The 14,757-nt window shown below is 51.2% G+C and carries 15 protein-coding genes; 9 read left to right on the top strand and 6 right to left on the bottom strand.

The window, feature by feature from the left end; genetic code table 11:
* Positions 1-65: 65 nt before the first annotated feature.
* Positions 66-1,136, bottom strand: coding sequence for a metallophosphoesterase (locus tag QZT94_RS00755; RefSeq protein WP_296761229.1), 1,071 nt, complete (start codon positions 1,134-1,136; stop codon positions 66-68).
* A gap of 3 nt (positions 1,137-1,139) precedes the next feature.
* Positions 1,140-3,338 (bottom strand): transglycosylase domain-containing protein, encoded by a 2,199-nt coding sequence (locus QZT94_RS00750; protein WP_296773086.1) that lies wholly within the window; start codon positions 3,336-3,338, stop codon positions 1,140-1,142.
* 185 nt (positions 3,339-3,523) lie between these two features.
* On the opposite strand from QZT94_RS00750, the gene QZT94_RS00745 reads away from it, so the two are divergent.
* From QZT94_RS00745 to QZT94_RS00735, 3 genes are read left to right on the top strand one after another with little or no spacing between them, the layout of a single operon-like run.
* Positions 3,524-3,853 (top strand): WhiB family transcriptional regulator, encoded by a 330-nt coding sequence (locus QZT94_RS00745; RefSeq protein WP_072510487.1) that lies wholly within the window; start codon positions 3,524-3,526, stop codon positions 3,851-3,853.
* A 27-nt stretch (positions 3,854-3,880) separates the two neighbouring features.
* Positions 3,881-4,039, top strand: coding sequence for a hypothetical protein (locus QZT94_RS00740; RefSeq protein WP_296761232.1), 159 nt, complete (start codon positions 3,881-3,883; stop codon positions 4,037-4,039).
* A gap of 4 nt (positions 4,040-4,043) precedes the next feature.
* Positions 4,044-4,514 (top strand): RidA family protein, encoded by a 471-nt coding sequence (locus tag QZT94_RS00735; RefSeq protein ID WP_072510488.1) that lies wholly within the window; start codon positions 4,044-4,046, stop codon positions 4,512-4,514.
* A 12-nt stretch (positions 4,515-4,526) separates the two neighbouring features.
* On the opposite strand, the gene QZT94_RS00730 is transcribed toward QZT94_RS00735, so the two are convergent.
* The gene (locus tag QZT94_RS00730) at positions 4,527-4,907 is read right to left on the bottom strand and encodes a hypothetical protein (protein ID WP_072510489.1); all 381 of its coding nucleotides are present in this window, start codon (positions 4,905-4,907) and stop codon (positions 4,527-4,529) included.
* A 95-nt stretch (positions 4,908-5,002) separates the two neighbouring features.
* Here QZT94_RS00730 and QZT94_RS00725 point away from each other — a divergent pair, with 95 nt between their 5' ends.
* The 4 genes from QZT94_RS00725 (at position 5,003) to QZT94_RS00710 (ending at position 6,748) form a co-directional block, all read left to right on the top strand.
* Positions 5,003-5,407: a sterol carrier family protein gene (locus QZT94_RS00725; protein ID WP_296761234.1), complete on the top strand. Its 405-nt coding sequence runs from the start codon at positions 5,003-5,005 to the stop codon at positions 5,405-5,407.
* A 112-nt stretch (positions 5,408-5,519) separates the two neighbouring features.
* Positions 5,520-6,077, top strand: a complete 558-nt coding sequence (locus QZT94_RS00720; RefSeq protein WP_296761236.1) for a phage holin family protein — start codon at positions 5,520-5,522, stop codon at positions 6,075-6,077.
* A 1-nt stretch (position 6,078) separates the two neighbouring features.
* Complete coding sequence (locus QZT94_RS00715; RefSeq protein WP_072510491.1) at positions 6,079-6,360, top strand: DUF3618 domain-containing protein; 282 nt, start codon at positions 6,079-6,081, stop codon at positions 6,358-6,360.
* Between the two features lie 181 nt (positions 6,361-6,541).
* Positions 6,542-6,748, top strand: a complete 207-nt coding sequence (locus QZT94_RS00710) for a DUF3073 domain-containing protein (protein WP_072510492.1) — start codon at positions 6,542-6,544, stop codon at positions 6,746-6,748.
* Positions 6,749-6,864: 116 nt separating this feature from the next.
* Here QZT94_RS00710 and QZT94_RS00705 read toward each other — a convergent pair whose 3' ends face one another.
* Both QZT94_RS00705 and QZT94_RS08875 read right to left on the bottom strand, forming a co-directional pair.
* A complete protein-coding gene (locus QZT94_RS00705; RefSeq protein WP_296761238.1) occupies positions 6,865-9,420 on the bottom strand; it encodes an FtsX-like permease family protein in 2,556 nt (851 codons plus the stop codon).
* A complete protein-coding gene (locus QZT94_RS08875) occupies positions 9,417-11,339 on the bottom strand; it encodes an ABC transporter ATP-binding protein (RefSeq protein WP_363928417.1) in 1,923 nt (640 codons plus the stop codon). The genes QZT94_RS00705 and QZT94_RS08875 overlap by 4 nt, the downstream gene beginning before the upstream one ends.
* Before the next feature lie 154 nt (positions 11,340-11,493).
* Here QZT94_RS08875 and QZT94_RS00695 point away from each other — a divergent pair, with 154 nt between their 5' ends.
* Both QZT94_RS00695 and QZT94_RS00690 read left to right on the top strand, forming a co-directional pair.
* Entirely contained in the window at positions 11,494-11,757 is a 264-nt protein-coding gene (locus QZT94_RS00695; protein ID WP_296761240.1) for a hypothetical protein, read from the top strand.
* 101 nt (positions 11,758-11,858) lie between these two features.
* Positions 11,859-13,217 (top strand): hypothetical protein, encoded by a 1,359-nt coding sequence (locus QZT94_RS00690; RefSeq protein WP_296761241.1) that lies wholly within the window; start codon positions 11,859-11,861, stop codon positions 13,215-13,217.
* A gap of 18 nt (positions 13,218-13,235) precedes the next feature.
* Here QZT94_RS00690 and QZT94_RS00685 read toward each other — a convergent pair whose 3' ends face one another.
* On the bottom strand, positions 13,236-14,582 hold the full coding sequence (locus tag QZT94_RS00685) for a YwiC-like family protein (protein WP_296761243.1): 1,347 nt from the start codon (positions 14,580-14,582) through the stop codon (positions 13,236-13,238).
* Positions 14,583-14,757: the final 175 nt, after the last annotated feature.

Genomic DNA, 14,757 nt, shown 5'->3' with positions numbered 1-14,757 from the left:
GCGCTTTTCTGACAGATTTTAACCGGATGTACCAGGCACTTTACCTATTGCAAGCGTTGGAATCCCTAATTGGAATATCCAGAAACTGTGATTAGGGAAGCCTCAGGTGGGCAAGCCAGGCGCACCGGCGTGAACTTGGAAGTGCCTAACCCTCTGGAAATATGTACCCAAGTTTGCTCGAGCTCGCGGGTTGCACCAATCTGCTCGTCCTTAGCAATTTTTCCTAAATCGGGCAGCGGGTAGATTTTACCTTTATGTACCCGAGGCGCCGGGTTATCTACTGTCCCTGCCTTCCACAAATGCAGTCCCCCAGAATAGCTAAGTGGCAGGTCAGTGTTGTTTACTAGCGCGCCAAATCCCGGTAGGCAAACCTGACCACCATGAGTGTGACCTGCAAGCACCAGGTCAGCTCCCCAAGTAGCATATTGGTCGAGGACGCGAGCATAGGGGGCGTGGGTGAGGGCGAGACGCAACTGAGATTGCCCCCAAGTAGGAGGTACTTTCACTGTCTCGTCCCGTCCTATATGAGGATCGTTTACCCCAGAAAGCGCTAGTGAGAGTGCTATAGCGCTGCGTCCTTGCCGGGCAGGGGAAGTAGTATTTAAGGTTGCCACCTGGTTGTTTAGGTCTATCCAGCCGCCGTCAGTTAAGAAGCTCCGAAATTCCTCGGTGGGCAGGTCGGGAACGGTACGTAGTTTCGGTTTCTTGTCCGGGAAAAAATAGTGCCACGGTATTTTCGCCCGTCCCGAATAATAGTCATTAGAACCAAAAACAAAGGCTCCCGGAAACTTAAATAGAGGTTTTAGGGCTCTCTTTAACATCGCTAGCCCAGAGGCATCAGAGAAGTTATCCCCCGTCAGAGCCACAAAATCAATCTCGTCGAACTCGCTAAGGGAAGCCACGTATTCACATAGCCACTCACTTCCAGACCATAAATGCAGGTCAGAAAGGTGAAGTATGCGTAGCTGCCAGTCGGAGGGCAAGTCAGTATTGTCTGGATTCCTCAGTGGAATTAAAGCAGGCAAATCGGGCGCTTTTTCCAGTTGATAGCGTCGCAGCCGGGGACGGCGCGCCTCAATAAAAGGATAGGCTGTCGCCCCCAAAGCTAAGGGAGCCAAAGCACCTAAGTACCGCAAAGCTTAGTCCTCTTCGTAATAGATAGTTTCGGAAATTTCATTGACCGCAGGACTTGGTGAGTCAGGGGCATCATCGGGATTAGTGGGCTTGGGGCGAGGTACACCCTGGTTAATGGTCTTACCCTCCGCGATATTCGCGCTTGGGAAACTAGCCGCTGGCAGACCTTGCACCGCAGTGGACATATACTGTCTAAACGCCGTGGAAGGAACGGTATTACCGTAAACAATTCCATAATATGAACCGTTAATCCTCAATCCCGTCAGGTTGCGCGGACCTCCCTGGGAATAGCCGACCCAAACCGCGGTTGCCAGATTCGGGGTGGCTCCCACGGTCCAGGCAGCTTTTGGACCGTTAGTAGTACCGGTTTTCGCCATCACCTGACGACCTATACTCACCCGTCCCCCATAGCTATTAGCGGTAGATACCAGTACCTGAGCAGTTTTATTAGCCACGCTTTCTTCAACGGTGCGTTTACAGTTTCCCGAAGGAACTTTGAAAGATTTACCGTCGGCATCCACCACTTTTTCGAGCGCTACCGGCGAGCAGAGCGTACCTCCGGAAGCAATTGTGCCAAATGCATTCGCCATGTTTAGGGGGGTGACCGAACCCGCCCCAATAATGAAGGGCGGATAAAAATCCTGTTTTAGATTAGGATCGCCGCTCACCGCGCCAAGATTTTCACCCATTTTGTAGATATCGCAAAGGTCAAGGTTAGTAGCCATCCCGGCATAGGTGGTGTTTAAAGATTTTTGGGTACCTTCTAAAACCGAAGTGGCATAGTTGTTACCCCCGGTGGCGTTCTTTAAATCCCAAGAGCTGGCATGTACCGGACAGTTACCAGAAACCTTCCATTCCCGGGTGGAATAATGGGTGCGTCCTCCCACCACCGAATAGGCTGAGTAGCCATTATCAAACCAGGTAGCCAAGGTTACGGGCTTATAGGAAGCTCCGGGCTGGAAGCCCGCGCCTCCACCGGGAGCCTTATCCACCCCGAAAGAGTTCTGGGTGGCACGGGGGTGTTCCTTATCGGGATTGCCATAAGTGGTGTTCTGGGCAATCGCTCGAATTTTTCCACTGCCAGGTTCAATGGAGGTAATACTGATTGAAAGCCCCGAACCGTCTGCCTCAGGGATTCGGTTAAAAGCGGTATCGGTTGCCGCATTTTGCATATTGGAATCCATGGTGGTGTAAATTTGCAGACCCCCACGTAGCAACAGACGCCGCCGGTCATTAAGGGACTTGCCGAAAGCAGGATTATTGTAGATTTCATTAACCGCGTAAGCGCAAAAATAAGAAGCCTTACCAGCAGTCGTACATCCCTGTTTACCAGGAGAAACTTTCAACATATCGGTAACTTTTATCGCCTTGGCTTCGTTGTACTGCTCGTAGCTAATCATCTGCTCGCGCAGCATCGCTTTCAATACCTGGTCACGCCGGTTCTGACTGGCATCTGGGTGGATAGTGGGGTCATATTTTGCCGGCGACTGGGTGATGCCAGAAAGCAACGCCCCCTCACTAATCGTCAGGTCTTTCGCGCTTTTAGAGAAGTAGTAGCGACTGGCAGATTCCACCCCGTAAACCGAAATTCCGTAGGGGGCTATATTTAGATACCCCTCTAAAATTTCATCTTTTGTTAGTTTCTTTTCAATGGCGAGGGCGTCTTTGGCTTCTCGCAGTTTGCGGGAGATGCTCTGCTCGCGGGCTTTGCGAACCTCGTTCATATCTCCAGAACGTAGACCCTTGTCTATTAGGGTGTTCTTTACTAGCTGTTGGGTGAGGGTGGAAGCGCCTTGAGTGTCGCGCCCCGCTAAGTTATTGACAATGGCGCGGGCAATACCCTCTAGGTCTACCCCGCGGTGCTGGTAAAAGCGGTGATCTTCAACCGCGATTGTCCCTTTTTGTACCCAGGGGGACATATTTTTTAGTTTGACGATAATCCGGTTTTCTGCATAAAAGCGGGCTATTTCTTTGCCGTCACGAGAGTAAAGCACGGATTGCTGGGAGGGCTGTGTGGGTTTGAACTCGCTAGGAATTTCGGTGAGGGCACTTACCCCTACCCGGGCGGTTAGCCCGGCTGCGCCGATGACTGGCAGAGCCAATCCTGCCAGCAGTACTGCTGACAGAGCAATCAAAGCTGCCAGCGCTGCTAGAGTGCGGCGTAGCTGCTGGCGTGGCAGATAACGATTGGTGCCTTTTTGCATAGTCCTAGCCTACTTTGCCACCCTATATTTCGGCATCTTAAGCGACGTAAATAAACAGAATGTGGGCAATCACTATCTGGGTTACTGACTAAAGCTAGCTTACGGTTTCGTTTTGTGTTTTTAGTAAAATATGGGTACGGTCACATATAAAGGCAACGTAGCCGTAATAGTTCAAGGAGTGAACAATGGACTTTAGACAGGACGAGACTTGGGCAGCTCAAGCTTTATGTGCTGGTCAGGAACCAGATGCTTTATTTGTGCAGGGCGCGGCGCAAAGACAGGTTCGTACCCGCTGTTTTTCCTGTCCGGTACGTCTTGAATGTTTGGCTGATGCTCTCCAATCTGAGGCTAACTACGGGGTGTGGGGCGGTCTGACCGAGCGGGAAAGGCGCGCGATGCTGCGCTATTACGAGGACGTAACTGATTGGTGGGATTGGTTAAATAACTCGGCTGATGAGCTTGCGGTAGAGCTGCGCCAACCGGCTACTCCCAACGTTTTAGCAAGAGTGCGTTAATACGCTAACTGTCGTTAAACTGAGAACATGACGAAATGGGAATACGCGACAATCCCGCTACTGTCGCATAACACAAAAGCAATCCTAGACAATTGGGGCGAGGACGGCTGGGAACTGGTTAGCGTCATCGCCGGTCCTAATGGCTGGGAAAACCCGGTAGCCTATCTTAAACGTCCGCGTGATTAATTAAATGTCGGCGGTTTCAAAGCGTTTAGAAGAGGCAGGTTTGGTATTGCCTGCGGTGGCGGCTCCGGTAGCTGCCTACACTCCGGCGATTGGTTTTGAAACCGAGGGCGGATTACTGGTGCGTACCTCCGGGCAGATACCGGTAAAAGACGGCGAACTGGTAGCAACCGGGCTGGTAGGGGCAGAAGTTAGCCCTCAGCAGGCATATAGCGCCGCGCAGGTGTGCGCCCTTAATGCCCTGGCTGCTGGCGCCCAGGTTGCTGGCGGGGTGGATAGACTAGAGCGGGTGTTAAAGGTGACCGTCTTCGTGGCATCTATCCCCACCTTTACCGGTCAGGCAAGTGTGGCTAATGGAGTCTCCGATACTTTTGGAAAACTATTTGACCAGCCCCATATCCGTTCTGCGGTTGGGGTAGCCTCTCTGCCGCTGGGCGCTCCTTGCGAAGTAGAGGTTGAATTCCTGGCGCGCACCTAATAACCCGTAAAGCTAAAGGTTTGTTTTAGGAACGTTTGCGTCCTCTTTAAGGGTTTTTGCCCTCACACTTGCCACCCGGCGCGCCGCCCAATACACAATGCCGGTGAAAATCGCGGTTCCTGCAACCATGCTAAGTTGCACGAAAAGCTCAGCTTGCGCACTCAAGGTAGCAATCGTAAACCCATTGAGGACGCACACAAATGCGGTTGCCCCCAGTAGGGGCCAGGCTGCGCGGTGGGCACGCCCCCAGGCGTCCTCATCGGCAGTGGTCGCTTCATTAACGATTCCGAGTGGGCTGCCAATAGGTAAGCGGCGGTGATGAAATAGAATCAGTCCCGCTCCCAGATAGGCTGCCAAAAGTAGATAAACGATTCCTATGACCAGCGCAAGCATATATTTATTTCCCTCCTGCCAGCGGTATAACCTAAGGGCTAATGAGCTAAAGCTGCAAATGCTAAAACTATTCTAAAACTAAAGGAGTAAACGTTTTGGGACGCAAAATCTCTGATTCTCTAGGGCGCAGGGCGATAGCGGCTTGGCTTGCTTGCGGAGCAGACAGGGACGCTAAAGCGTGCGCCGTGCGTTATAGCCTGCAAGTATTGGCAGAGCTGCACCCTGGTCAAGCCGTAGAAGTGCGGGTTCCTCCTTTTGGGGCGGTGCAAATCGGGGCGGGAACCGTGCATCGGCGGGGAACTCCGCCGGCGGTAGTCGAAATGGATACTGACACTTGGCTGGCTTTAGCTTGCGGGAATATCTCCTGGAAACAGGTCGTAGTGGACGGTCAGATTAACGCCACCGGGGTCGGTTCGGACTTGTCCGCCTATTTGCCCGTATTTTCAGCTCCATCTACACTATCTGAGCCTGTTTCCGCCCCTTCCAAGCGGTGTCATTAGCGCGTTTCGCGCAGCGAAAAACTTATGCTGGGCATAAAACACCACGCAAGGCATAGAATGGATAGTAATTAGCAAAAACTGCTCCCAAGAATGGATAGGAGAGATTTTGATTATGCCAAATCCTCAGCGGTCGGTACCGGCCACCCCCGGATATCATTCTGCTCCCTCAGCGGCGCCGGCTCACCGCGCTGTTCCCGGAGTTCCTGCAACTCCCGGTTTTCATGCGGGGCAATCAGGTGTCCCTCATCAACAGCCTGACACCCCCAAATCTACTGAGGACTCCGCAGCTTCGACGCGTCCTAATCTGGGTAATCTGCTGTCAAAGCTCTCCGATCAGATACAGGCTCTGGTAAAGGGCGAGATTGAGCTGGCGAAGGTTAAAGCTGCCAATATGGCTAAACGCTCCGGAACGGGGATTGCCCTCCTGGTAGTAGCGGGGGTGCTCGCCCTCTATATGTTGGGATACCTATTTGGGGCAGCAGCTAGTGCCCTGGCATTAGTTGTTCCTCTCTGGGCAGCTAAACTGATTATTGCGGGGATACTACTGGTTGTGCTGTTGATATTGGCACTGGTAGGCAAGGCTTCTTTGCAAAAGGGAATATCTGACAAACCTGCTCCGCAAGAGGGGATAAAAGAAAGTATTGCTGCGGTAAAGAAAGGGCTTGAATAAGATGACACAGCGTAGCGAAAGCCAAATACAGGCAGACCTGGAGGCTGCACGTAAGAATCTGAGCGGAACTGTTGAGGAGCTCTCTGATTATCTTTCTCCCAAGGCTAATGTGGAGCGAGTAAAAGCAGATGCGCAAAAAAAGGTACGCGCCCTCGCCGATAAAGCCCAGGAAACCGTGGAAGCGGCAAGCAGTGGCAAACCGGAGGCAATCAAGAAGGTGGTGGCGGTTGCCGGCGGGGCTGTGCTGCTCGGTGCGCTAATCGTGCGGCGTATGTTAAAGTAATTCTAAAGCTAGGGTTGGTGAAGCGGAAGATTTTCCGTGTACGACATGGTGTGCCGTACACCTCAACCGTGGAATCAAAATGGTCTTGATGCCCGCAATGGGGTATCTTTTATACAGGATATTTAAGGTAAGTTTTAGGGTACGCTAACGTACCCGCGATTATTGTGGAGGGGGTCACGCCATGGGGCGCGGCCGTCAAAAGGCGAAACAGACAAAAGTAGCACGTAAGTTAAAGTACTACAGTCCCGAGACGGACTATGCTGCATTGCAGCGCGAACTACAGGCTAAACAGCGCGATAATGTCGATGTCGATGATGAGCAAGGCGAAGACCTAGAGGATTGGCGTAAAGACATTCCGTCTGCAACTGATGACGATTGGTTCAACTAGCTGTAGCCCATCAGGACAGAGTGCATCTTTGAATTAGACGACCTTTATGGGGACTAACTGTCCAGGATGCAGTTTTAGGGTTAATACCCAAATAGGCATTAGCCCCAGTTTTACGATTAATCTTCGGTGGCTATTGCCTGGAGCATAGGTATTTTTCGGGCACGGCGCGCCGGGATTGCGGCAGCAATCGTGCCTACTAGCACTGCCAATAGGCAAATCCAGCCTAGGGAAACCCACGGTATCTCAATCGTGGTTATACCCGAGTCAGCTAGGTATTTACAGATGAACACCGCTAAGGAAACCCCGCCGGTAATCCCCAACAGCGTTCCTGCCAAAGTGATAAACACAGATTCGACAGTAATCATCAGGGATAATCCGAAAGAAGAAAGCCCCACCGTGCGGATTAGCCCCAGTTCTCTAAAACGCTGCTGCACCGACAGTGACAGGGTGTTCATAATTCCTAAAGCCGCGATTATCAGCGATAATGCCAAGAGGGCGTAGAGAACTGTCAGCACCTGATTGATGGTGGTTGCTACTTTGTCGGCTGCTTGTTCTTTATTTTGTACCACCATAAAGGGGTTATCGGAGATTGCTTTTTCTATCTCTTTTTGTACCTCGCTCTGATTTGCCCCTGCTTTAAGATTAATGGCGCAGCTAGTGGTAATATCTAGTGTCTGCGATCCCAATTCCTTGGCTAAGGAACGCTCTATCAGCACATCCCGGAACAAGAATCCCGCGTCGATGGTGGCAGCGATAGTGAGTGTTTCTGATGCGTTAAAACCGCTGATTCGGAAAGTATCTCCCACGGATAGTCCATGAGATTTTGCCCAAGAATTTGAAACTAAGGCTTGAGGGGCAGTTAAAGATTGTGAGAAATACTTATTAACCGAACCGGTAACTACCGGGACTTTTCGGTACTGATTGAAATGAGGATAGGTTACTTGGGTAATGGTCTCTTCCGGGGTTTTCGCGTCGGTTATCACCCTAAAAAGCCCCATGCCGGTGACCGGTTCCACCTGTTTGACCCCGGGAACGGATGCAACTTTGTCTATTACTGTATCCGGAATTGAAACAACCTTAGGGCTGGGGCTAATCATTAAATCTGCGTTTATCTGCTGATTCAGGGTAGATTCGGTGGAGGCTTTTGTGGAAGCAGCTAGGGTTGCCCCTACGGCTACCAAAGCCACCCCAATCATTAACGCGGCGGCAGTATTGGCGCTTTGGCGCTTATTTGCGGTCAAGGTGCGCATTGCCAGGCGGGCATGAGGACGTAGCCACCAGATAAGCAAAGCGAACGTCCTAACGATTATCGCCGTAAGCGGGGTAACCAGAATCAACATGGACAGCAAAAACAGGCAGACACCGATAGCTAAACCCGATCCGCTCTTTGCGTCCTTTGAGCAAGCCCAAACTAATGTCCCGATAGCGAGGGCGAGAAATATCGTCCCGATAATCGCACGCGGCCAGATAGGTTTTTGGGTTTGGGTATTTTGCCTCATAGCTTCTATCGGGGCGGTAAGGGCAGCTGCGCGGGCAGGCCAGAGGGAACCAAGCACGGTTACTATGATTCCTACCGTTAAAGATAGCCAGGTAATCGACCATGACCAGCCGATTTGTAAGGCTTCGTATCCGGTTGTAACTAGCGCCCATGATACTAGCCGGGTCAGTAAAAACCCTGCTCCTACCCCGATTACGGATCCTATAATCCCTACCAATAACCCCTGGAGCGCAACGATAGAAAATACCTGGGTAGGTCCGGTTCCGATTGCCCGCAGCATCGCGAATTGGGATTGCTCGGCACGCACCATCATTTGGAAAGTATTGGCAATGATGAACGCCCCCACAAAGAGGGCGATTGCCGCGAATACCAGCAAGAATATGTTCACAAAAGCTAGGGAGCTAGCAGCTGCCGCATTGATTTCATCGTTGTATTGGGTCTGGGTCATAACTTCGGCAGTGCCTGAAAACTCTTTATTAAGTTCTGCCTGTAGGTTGTGGGAAGATACCCCTTTTTCGCCGGTGATACCGATAGCGCTGGTAAGGGTTGGACGTGGTTTTTGGGTGAAGCTCGCAAAACTGTCTGCGCCTACAAACACATAGTTAGTGAATGCTACCGGAGTGGGGAAACGGTAAATCCCGCTAACCTTGGCGTCTTTTCCCTCGCTAGAGACATAGACTTTAAGAGATTGACCGGTGGTTATTCCCAGGCGTTTGGCGGCGGATTCCTCTAAGGCGACTTCGGAACTACCCGTAGGGGCATTTCCTTTAACTAGGCGTGGTTGGCGGGTGTGACCAGGGAAAAATGCCTGTAATACCGACACTTGTTCCCCTTGTCCTAGACGTTGATTGTCTTGATTGGCAAGCATACAAACATCTACCAAGTAGGGGTCGGCGTACTTTACGCCAGTTACGTTACTTGCCTGGTCAGCCAGTTTTATAGGGAGGTTTGCTCTTACCGGGGCTTGCCCGACGACTTTTTCACCTTGAACCTTGCCTACCAGGTAAAACTGATAGGTGTTCGCAGAGGAAATCAATGAATTATAGGAATCAGCGAGAGTGGCGCGGAGGGCGAAAATCCCGGATAGAAACCCCACCCCCAGCACTACTGCTAGCAGCGCCATTTGAAAACGTACCAGGTGGGCACAAAGATTACGCCAGGCTAGTTTTATCATGCTTTGTCCTGTGAATCTTGCAGAGAATCAATCGCATCTTGTGAGGACTCTAGCAGCGCTTCTGCTTTTTTAATCATGTTGAACAGGCGTTGTTTTTCTTGATTTAGGGTCTCCTCGGGGGTGCGCGCTATGGGTGCCGAGCTCTCCCTGGGTTTGACTTGGTTACTTACAAATGCTTGCGAACTGGATTTAGCGCCTGTTGGAACTGCCGATTTAGGTTTAATGGGGGAAGCGGCTCGGGGTTTGACCCCCGTGCTTTCCCCAGCGTTATTTGAGGTGTTGGTACTGTGAGAGAGAGCAGAGTTAATAGTGTTTGTGGCGTTAGAGACAGATATTGTCGCCTGTGCCTTGGATTTTACGTCACGATTTGGGTTCTCTGGTTCTATTTCTGAGGGCGCGTCCTCCCAAAAACCAGAAGTCTCGTTTACCGGATTAGAGAATACCGAGTAAAGTCCTGACCAGCGTTCATTATCGGCCAGGTGGCGAGATTTCTTGGCGGGTGTCGCCTTTTTAGGCAGTTCCCGATTTGGTTTCCCGCTAGCTTTTTCCTGCTTTTTACTGGTTGTAGGCGGTTTTGTCTGTTTAGGGCGCGGCAATGAATCTTTTTCGCTGGCCAGCTGATTTTGTCCAGGCTTTGGTGTCCAACCTCGCCAAGTAGTGCCACGTTCATCACGGCTTTCCCAGGCGCTTCCGTTAAGTCGCTGTTTGGGTAGCTTATTAGTGCCGGGCGTATCCGTTTTAGCGGGGGCGGGTTTTAGCGGTATCTTCCGGGTATTAGATGCTGATTTAGTGGTTTGCGGCTTTTCCTGCCGGCTTTGTGCCAGGGCTCTCCGCGCGCCCTCTTTAGTTAGTAATTCCGCTGGTACTACCGGTTTTGCGGTTCCCATTAGAGCGTTAAGGGCGCCCGCATCTATCGCCGGTGCTTTGGCTTGTGGCATGACGGCAGGAGCGGTATCTATTTTTGCTCCCCGCGCTATCTGTAAGTTCGCTAGTCGGGTCTGCATTTTCTCCCTATCCGGCCAGGTTCCCGCCTTATTAGCGGCGGGAAGATAGTCGGGACTAGATAGCTCACCGTTTTGAGGTTTATCGGCATTTTGGGAAGTAGAGCTGAGCGGATGAGTTTGTATGAAGTGAGGCAATTCGCTTTGTGCCGCTAGCACGCTTTTACGTTCAGGATGGTTCAGTTCGGCAACTATTTGACCGTCAGAGAGGAAAAGTACCCGGTCAGCATAGGCAGCAGCAGCGGCCTCGTGGGTAACCATCACCACTGATTGCCCAAAATCATTAACAGCTTCCCGCAGGTAGCGGAGCACCTGCTTGGAGGATTCAGAATCTAGGTTTCCGGTTGGTTCATCGGCAAACAGCACTACTGCATCTTGCATTAGTGCCCGCGCGCAAGCTACTCGCTGCTGTTGCCCACCAGAGAGCTCACTGGGGCGATGATGTAGCCTATCTTCTAGTCCTAAAGCCGTAACTACCTGCTCGAAACGGTCTTGGGGAACTTTACGGCGGGAAATTTCAAAAGGTAGAAGAATGTTTTCTTTCGCGCTGAGGGTGGGGATTAGGTTAAAGGCTTGGAAAATAAAGCCGATATGGTCGCGACGTAGCCGAGTTAGACGACGCTGATTCATTCCCACAATTTCGGTGCCATCAATTTTGATAGATCCGGAGGTGGCGGATTCAAAACCGGCTAAACAGTGCATAAATGTGGATTTTCCAGAGCCAGATGGACCCATGATTGCGGTAAAACGCCTCCTGGCGATTCCTATTGAAATATGGTCTAGGGCGCGCACGCTGCCCGCGCCAGAAACATAATCTTTGGTCAGCTCATTGACCTCAATTACCGGATCGGGAACGCTTGAGGGCAGCTTCAGCCCTGCCTTCAAGCGAGTTTGTGCGGGTTTCACCATGTGTTTCATGTTATCTCATAGGGCGAGCTCTGCCGTTAGTCTTTTACGCGCGTTTAGTGCACACCGGGTAATGGAGGGTAGTTTTCCCGGCTTAGTTATTGCTGAAAAGAATAGCGAATCTTCTAAAAGTTAGGGTGCGAGTAACGAGTCGAGAGGGGTAAATATGGCAGGTGAGATTGCGATAGTCTCCAATATCGCTACAAATATGCAGCAAGCAGCGTCCCTAGCTGGTAGCAGTGCGGTGCAGTTAGCAACAATAAATCTGCGTGAACAATGGGAATCAGAAGCCGGGATGGTTGCCCAAAGTGTTTTGCAGCGCCGCCAGCAAGATATGGGCGCACTGGCTCAAGCGGCAGTAAATGCTGGCCGGTTGGCAAGGGAAACTACCGGAGCGCTTTTGGCACTGCAACAAGCTGGCAAACTGTGATGAATAGGCAGACCATGGCGGATTTGGTGGATAAGGCAGGGCGGATTGCTGCCCGGAAAACTTTATCTAGAGTTCGGCTCTATCTAGCGTAAGGAGGCGTCATGACCCAGAATGATAATCTGCTTCCTATTAGCGTAAATGGCGGTCACCAGCTGGGGATTAATACTGCCAATATCCGCGCTAATGCCCGTGATTTGAGCGCTGCGATTTTGAAAGTATCAAAAGTGAAAGAAATTTCTTTCGCGGCGCTTACTTCCGCTTGCGCTTTGCCTAACATTTACGCGACTACCACTTTGAAAACCGCTCTACGTGGGTTAATACAAGCAGCTACTGATTTATGTTCGCAAATTATGGCTCTGCAAAACAACTTGGATTTAGCGGCAGCTCGCTACGAGAACTGTGAAGCTCGTTCTCGTCAATTGTTTTCACCACTTTCTAGCCTGCCCACTTCGGCAAGTTTAGGACTGCCAGTAGCGCTTAGCTGGTGGTACTTAAATAAACAGCTAGATATTAATGCCGCTGCTGCTAGTAAAACCTCTCAGCAAAATGAAGAATCTCGGCTGAACTATTTTCAAAATGCCCGCGAGAGTATTTCTGGCTTCTTTTTAGCCCTACCATCTGCCCATTTAGCGGGACTAATCGCCCTTGCCAGTGGTTCTACGGGGGTATCGGTTACGCCAAAAATTGGTTCTAGCCAGCAAAAAGTTCCGGTTCCTCTTTCGGCATCCCAACTGGTTACCCAGTTTAATCAGGCTCCGGCCTATCCAGATCACGGAGAGCTGAGGGTAGTTAAGTATCGGACAGGTAATAAAATCGCCTGGCGGGTAGATATTCGCGGTACCCAGGTTTGGAGCGTCACCGGTGCAAACCCACAGGATATGCGTACTAATCTACAAACGAATGCTTGCGGATTGGCGGGTAAATCCGATATGACCAAGGCGGTTACCCGCGCACTTGATCAGGCTGGTTACCGCAGCGGGCAACCGGTAGAGCTGATAGGTCATTCCCAAGGCGGCGCGGTTGCCGCCCAAGTAGGTTCCGACCCTAAATTGGCGAAGAAATATAACGTAAAAAGCGTGGTTACGTTAGGTTCTAACACTGGAGGGTTCCGTCCAGCTCCGGGGGTTCACATGGTGGCGCTAGAAAATACTGCCGATATTGTGCCTCGCCTAGATGGCAGAGCAAATCCCAACGTGCCTAATCTGACTACGGTGCAAACCTACAAGAATGCTGGCGGTATCAGCGCCAATCATTCCAAAGAATTATATGCCCAGGTAGCAAGGGCGTGGGAACGGTCTGGGGATGGTGATTACGCGCGTTTTATTGAAGCTAGAAATTACAACCTGGGGATTAACCACACCACCCAAGCAACTGCCCAATCCTTTGTAGTGCAGCGGGAGGCCAGTCCCAGCAGTTTCGATCCCAAAGTATATGAAAAGGTGGTGAAACGCCTCAGATAGCTAAAAATTAGGCTTACCTTAAAACAGCAAGGTGATTATTACCAGCATTGCCACCGCAACCTCGATGAAACCAATCCTCGAGATGGTGACGGTCTGCGGGAAACGCTGCTGAATCAGGGGGACGGCAAGGGAGCGTGCAAATAGCCCTAGCCACACCAAAAGATGCCAGAAAGTGACCCAGCCCAGAATAAAAAACGCCAAGATTACAGCGGTCAAAACAGCGTGAACGCCAACCGAGAAAGCCAGGAATGTCTGAGAGCCGCGAGCCCTAACCAGGGAACGCACATACGGGATAGTTACCCAGTAATAGGAGGTGATAGCCCAGGCAACTACTAACATCCAGCCCCAACCTTGCAAGGTGCCGGTAGGGGAAACCACCCAGTCTACATTGGCAGTGCCGGTATGCTCTAGCCAAGAAATAGCTGCAAAAGAACGAGAAAACTGGGTTCCAATATCGTAAGCGACCAGACTCATAACTCCGGTTGCCAAAATAGTGCTGGTGCGCGCCAAAAATGAGCGTTCATGGTGACGCATAGACTCGGTCACTGCAATAAGAATCAGCGGGAAGAAAACTAGAGCCCACTCCAGCAAGGGCGGAGCCAGTAGAACACTGATTATTCCCAATACCAGGGTTATTGAGCCATAGACCTGCAAGGGAAGTAGGTAGCGGTCTTTACGGCGCGAGCGCAGCCAAATTCCCCCCACGTTAAAGGCAAAATATCCAAAAATCCATAAAGCAAAAACCAGCCAGTGAATCCAAAGTAGTGACGACTCGATAACCCCAACCCAATAGGGGATTAACGCCATTGCCCACGCGCCCTCTTGAGTGGGAATCCAGCCAGCGCGCGCCCAGTGCCTAAAGCCTTTAGCTTTATTGCTGTTACGGCTAACTATTTCTGGGTTTTCGGTGTTTACCTGGGTTTTCGCGGTGTTTTCGCTCTTGTGTACCCGCCGAAATCGGGAGGTGCGTGCCTTTACGCCTGGCAGTTGCAGTTTCTCTAATACGGAAGAACCGTTATCTGCTGTCGGTTTAACCGCAATCTCCTCCGACGTAGGTTCGCTCGCAGCAGTGCCGAGGTTAGAGGTATCTTTGCCTAGCAGCGGAGCGCGAACTTTTTGAATATTTCCCGTGTTGGGAACGGCAGTAACTCCGCCGGTGGCGGTAACCGTATTTCCGTCCTCGGCGCTAAATCCTTGAGGTTTACGTAGCAGCAGTGAACGCCGGTTAGGGCGATTTTCCGGCAGGGGGCTAGCGGTGTCCTGCTCGCTGCTTACGGGGATAGTGGTATCGGGTATGTTTGTGCGCGAAGTATCGCTTAGTCCCTCTTGGCTGCGAGGGCGTTCGGCTTCGTTCGCATTTAACACAAGGGCAACCATACTATGACCAAATCAGATTATGCTTAATCCCCGAGATTCACCTAGGGATACCTATCGTAACTAACGGCACGTTATTGCTGGTTAAAGGGTTTTGTAACACTTCGATTACATTTTCATATCAACCGCAAAGGGTGATTTTTCTTATTTAAGATACATCGGTGTC

The sequence above is a fragment of the Varibaculum sp. genome, assembly GCF_008661855.1.
Classification (GTDB): domain Bacteria; phylum Actinomycetota; class Actinomycetes; order Actinomycetales; family Actinomycetaceae; genus Varibaculum; species Varibaculum timonense_A.
This window is presented reverse-complemented; position numbering and strand designations above follow the sequence as displayed.